Below are 4,919 nucleotides of genomic sequence, written 5' to 3'. Positions count from 1 at the left end.
CCTCATCGCCTTCACGCCAAACGACATTTGACCTCGCACCACCCGGTGACAGAAAAAGCGACTCCGTCACCGGGCTGCTAAATTGAGGCTGCAAAATCTACCCATTTTTGGGGGGAAGAAAAGCCAGAATTCCCTATATGCTGCAATGCTGGGCGGAACACCTCGAAGTCCACCACCCGGCTCATCGTCTCCAGCGGGTCGCCGCAGTCCGACAACCGCCTCAGTTGATCCGATAGCCCGAACAAACCCGCCTGACGCATCTGCCGCCTCCCTGGTCAGGCGCAGTGAATCATCTCTAGCCGGATCGCGCCAGGGTTATTGGGGGTGCCCAGGTTGCATGATCGATCCCTCCCCGGCTCCGCTGTTGACGATTTGCCGAACCACGCGCGAGATAATCTCAGGTGTGAACAAAGTGGACTCCGCGTCAATAAATTGTGTTACACGAAGATACTTTCGTAGAACATCATCATCCTCAAGGGCCAAAGCACCAATCGCATCATAATACGAAGACATAAGGCAGAATTCAGGAGTTCGAGACCAATTACCCGATGGATACTTCGCGGCAGTATTTTTAATAAGTCTCCAGGCTGTTCCGATCGCGCCGGTCGCTTCACGAAAAAACTCTAACCCCCGGGGTTTCTGCGTCATGTCGGCGCTGGATCGCTTACTCATCCAATTATCAAGAACCTCTGCCTCCAGCATGGCGAGTGACATACCTTGGCCAAATACAGGGTCAACGCTACACAGGGCGTCTCCCAGGACTACAAGCCCATCCGGAAATCTGGCTAACTGTTCATACTTCCGTCGGCGGGCCCCCGTAAACCGATACCTGTTAAGTTTGCTAGCCGGCTTCATGTCTAACAATGTTTCCGAAACCGTCTGGTGCGGAAATCGAATATCCTTAAGAAAGCGACGGATGCCATCCTCGTCCTCAGGTGGATAATTATCCAAATAACCATAGAGGGTTAGAGTCACCAAGTCGTCTTCAATGGGAAGAACGGCAGCGCCAGTTGGTCTTTCAGGACCAATCGGAGAGATCACTATGCCACGCCAATCCAATGTCTTTCCTGGTTCCAGCCTATAGAGTTGGCCTGCATATCCAACTTCAACGTCGATCAGCTCTTCCTCCGGCTTAACAAAGCCCGCGGCAGCCAACTTTGCAGGCGTTGATGATCCGCGCCCGCTAGCATCAACAACAAGATTGGCTGTTCGATCAATGCCATCCATGCCGCCCCTTTCTCGGGTCGTCACTCCGACAACCGCGGAGGAATCAGTGTTGAACAGGTAACCTGAGACCTTAGTGTTATCCAGAATAGTAATATTCTTGATTGCCGCAAGCTCGGCTCGTATCATGTATTCGAGCTGCGGTCGGCTTTGCTGCACGACATCAATTCCCAAAGAAACGCTCGGCCGCCAATCGTTATAGCCTGACCATAGATATTCTTTCCCGATATCGGCTCGAAGCGCGCCGGCAGCCGTCATTTTCTCCACGATACCGGGAAATAACCTAGATAGAACAATCTCGCCGCCCTTTAGCAGGAAGTGTACTTGCACATCCTGTGGTGTGCCTGGCCTTGATGCCGGAGCTTGCACCAATTTATCACGCTCGATGACAATGACGCGCTCATAATGCTTTGCCAGAACGGCAGCTGACGACATGCCAGCGATGCTACATCCAATCACAATAGCCGTAGTCGAGTCGACGGTCATTCACATATCCTCTGTGTTTCAATCTAGAATTAGGAATAGCTCGAGGCTTCACCATTAATACGGAACATCTCCGTCAATCATTGTTCTATACATTAGCCTACTATACTTCGGGTCAAACCAAGTCGATTTGTGCATGGTACAACGATTGTCCCAGATCAAAAGATCGTTCAATTCCCATTTGTGGGTGTACATGAACTCAGGTTTGGTAATGTGCCCGAAGAGCTCTTTGAGCAGATCGTCGCTCTCTTCCTCCCGAAGGCCCTCGACGGCAATCGTCATCATCGGGCTGACAAACAGGCTTTTGCGGCCAGTTTCCGGATGGGTTCGCACAAGCGGATGAGACCGAGCCGGCATCGCCGCCTTTTCGGACTCAGTCAGTTTACCGCCATATTGCTCAGGATATGTATGGATCGCTCGCAGTTTATCGATCCGGCCTCGAACTGTGTCAGGCAGAGCTATATAAGCTGCCTCTAGATCGGCAAACAAAGTATCAGCACCTTCTGGAGGAACCTCAGTAGCATAGAGAACCGCCCCCATGCTTGGCTTATCAAGGTATGTGATATCCGTGTGCCATTCGTCCGTTTGGTCGGTCTGAAACCCTATTGGTTTTCCATCCTTAAGTATATTTGAAAGAATGGTGACTTCTGGATATCCTTCCAGAAAAAACGGGTTCTTAGGCCCCCCGTCATTTACCGGACCGAATTTTGAAGTGAATGCGACCTGGTCATCCGGCTCTAGCATTTGATTGCGCAAAGTTATGACCTTATAGTCCAGAAGCGCCTGCTTGAGACACTGAAAGCCATCTTCGTCCAGTACACTTTCACGGACGTCGGCACCAATGATCTCAGCACCGATCGTCTTGCCGATCGGACGCACTTTCAGCGTATCGGTTGTTCCAGCTTCACTAGGCATAGTTTCTACTCCGTGTTCGCCGACCCAATCAGAATCTCACTGTGAACTCGGCTCCATACGTTCTCGGCTCGGCAAACCGGCCGAAATTAGTGATATCTCCAACCGGAAACGCCTGGCCTACGTACAGCTGGTCGGTCAGGTTCCTGCCCCAGATGGCGAAGCTAAAACGCTCGTCCGCAGTCGTCAGCGTGATGCTTGCGTCGACGAGATGCGTAGCCTCGCGAGGAACGATGTTTTGGACGTTTGTCTGAATCTGCGGCGTGAAGGAATAATTGACATTAAAAAGCAGCGAACCGAAATCACCGACATCCGTCTCGTAGCTGGGGCTTATGTTGACGCTCCATTCCGGGGCCCGAGGAAGCTCAAGAAATGATGCGTCCTCGCTCACTCCATCATTGTTGAGATCGGACATGAATTCCTTGTATTTCGCATCGAGATAACCCACCGAAGCAGAGAGCCGGAGCTGCGGTGTAATGATCGCAGTCATCTCGACTTCAATTCCCTTGATGCCGACCTTGCCGGCATTAACAATCAATGTGTCAAAACCCGCTCCGCCCGGTGAGGGAACAACCTGAGTCGTCTGCAGGTCTCTATAATTGATATAAAAGCCCGCGATGTTCAACCGAAGACGGCGGTCGAGCAATTCGCTCTTGAGTCCGACCTCATACGAATCGGCAATCTCTTCACCGTAAGGGCCGATGGTGAGGAGTTGATTTGCACGTCCGTTAAAACCGCCACTGCGGAAGCCGCGCGCCCACTTGGCATAAACCATGTTGCCACCGGAGAATTTGTAGTCGACGCTAACTTCCGGGCTGAACGATGACCATTTTGCGCTGGCATTAACCCGGTCCGGAACGCCTACCGGCATGCGATCGAATGTCTTGTTAATCCACGTATAGCGGCCTCCTGCGGTCACGCGCAAACGATCCGTGAGCTTATAATTAACCTGGCCAAATAAGGCCTTGGTTTCCGACCTTTGAGCCGTATCTCCGGTCAGGAAAATGTTCTCACCAAACGCCCAGTCGTCGAGCGTGAAATATTTCCACCAGTTATAATAGCCGCCGATCAGCACATCCATTCTGTCGGTAACCGACGACAGCAACCGCAGCTCCTGACTGAATTGCTCGGCATCCGTCGCGCGCGGCGTGTGCAGTAGGATCAACGATGTGGCGTCAACATCCGCGCCAAGATTTTCTTTCGTTTTGCGATAACCTGTAATCGAAGTGAACTCGCCCCAACCGGCATCATAACTTGCATTGAGGATTAAAAGCTTTGCATCGAAGAAATTCTTTGTGCGGAAGTCATTATTGAAAACGGTGAACGGCTGATCCTCGAGTGGTTTCCCGTTCGAATCTGTACCTTGAAACCCTATCTGAGCAAGAACCTGATCAGACGTCGAAAAATTGCTGAACGGTATAATCCCCGGCCTGGTTCGAATGACCTCACCCGTGAGGACCATCTCTAGCTCATCACTCGGCGTGAACAGAAGTTTCGGCCGGATTGCGAAAGTATTGTCACCGCCAACCGATTCATTGGTGGCAAGGTTATGCCAGTAACCGTTAGACTTGGTGCTCAGAACGGAGACCTTGCCGGCAAGCAAGCCGGGAGCGATAGGAAAATCAAGGGTGGCACGCATGTCGAGCCGTCCGAAATTTCCGATCCTCACCTGAGCTTTTCCGCCGAACTCACCGGTCGGCTTTTGTGAGACGATATTGATCGCGCCCGCGATCGTGTTCATGCCAAATAGAGCTCCTTGCGGACCGCGCAAAACCTCGATGCGTTCCACGTCGAAGAGGTCAAGCATCGAACCCGCCAAACGCGCATAGGTGAAGCCGTCGACAACAATGGGAACAGCCGGATCGGTGGCACTGTCGATTTCGACCGTCCCGATCCCCCGAATGGAACCTGCCGGCGTGTGTATGGTGCTCGCCAGAGCCAAGTCGAAGCTCACATTGGGAGCGACTTGGTCGATGTCAGCGAAGCTATTTGCAAACATCTGCTCGAATTTCTCAGCGCCAATGGCTGTAACAGCGACAGGCACGTCCTGCAAACGCTCCTCGCGCCGCCGTGCGGTCACAACGATGGTAGACAGGCCCGTATTCCGCTCAGCCGCCGTTTCCGCATTGCCGGATTCAGAAGGCGGAGGCGCGGTCGTGTCCGGCGCCTGCGCTTGATCCGTGGGGGTTTGCGCCTGCGCCTCGGCGCCAGTGACAAACAAAGCTCCCAATCCGGCAAGAAGTGCCATTTTGCTCACACTAAACAACATCGTCATAAGTCCCTCCCCTGATCTGCACCCA

The 4,919-nt window shown here is 52.7% G+C and carries 3 protein-coding genes; all 3 read right to left on the bottom strand.

The window, feature by feature from the left end; all coding sequences use genetic code 11:
• Nucleotides 1-315 precede the first annotated feature (315 nt).
• The 3 genes from L3X40_RS20905 to L3X40_RS20895 are packed head-to-tail and all read right to left on the bottom strand — an operon-like array spanning nucleotide 316 to nucleotide 4,894.
• Entirely contained in the window at nucleotides 316-1,710 is a 1,395-nt protein-coding gene (locus L3X40_RS20905) for an FAD-dependent oxidoreductase (RefSeq protein WP_237367287.1), read from the bottom strand.
• 54 nt (nucleotides 1,711-1,764) lie between these two features.
• Nucleotides 1,765-2,622 carry a TauD/TfdA dioxygenase family protein gene (locus L3X40_RS20900; RefSeq protein WP_237367286.1) on the bottom strand — a complete coding sequence of 286 codons (858 nt, stop codon included), beginning with the start codon at nucleotides 2,620-2,622 and terminating at the stop codon, nucleotides 1,765-1,767.
• A 28-nt stretch (nucleotides 2,623-2,650) separates the two neighbouring features.
• On the bottom strand, nucleotides 2,651-4,894 hold the full coding sequence (locus L3X40_RS20895) for a TonB-dependent receptor (RefSeq protein WP_237367285.1): 2,244 nt from the start codon (nucleotides 4,892-4,894) through the stop codon (nucleotides 2,651-2,653).
• Nucleotides 4,895-4,919: the final 25 nt, after the last annotated feature.

This window comes from Rhizorhapis sp. SPR117 (genome assembly GCF_021742065.1).
This window is presented reverse-complemented; position numbering and strand designations above follow the sequence as displayed.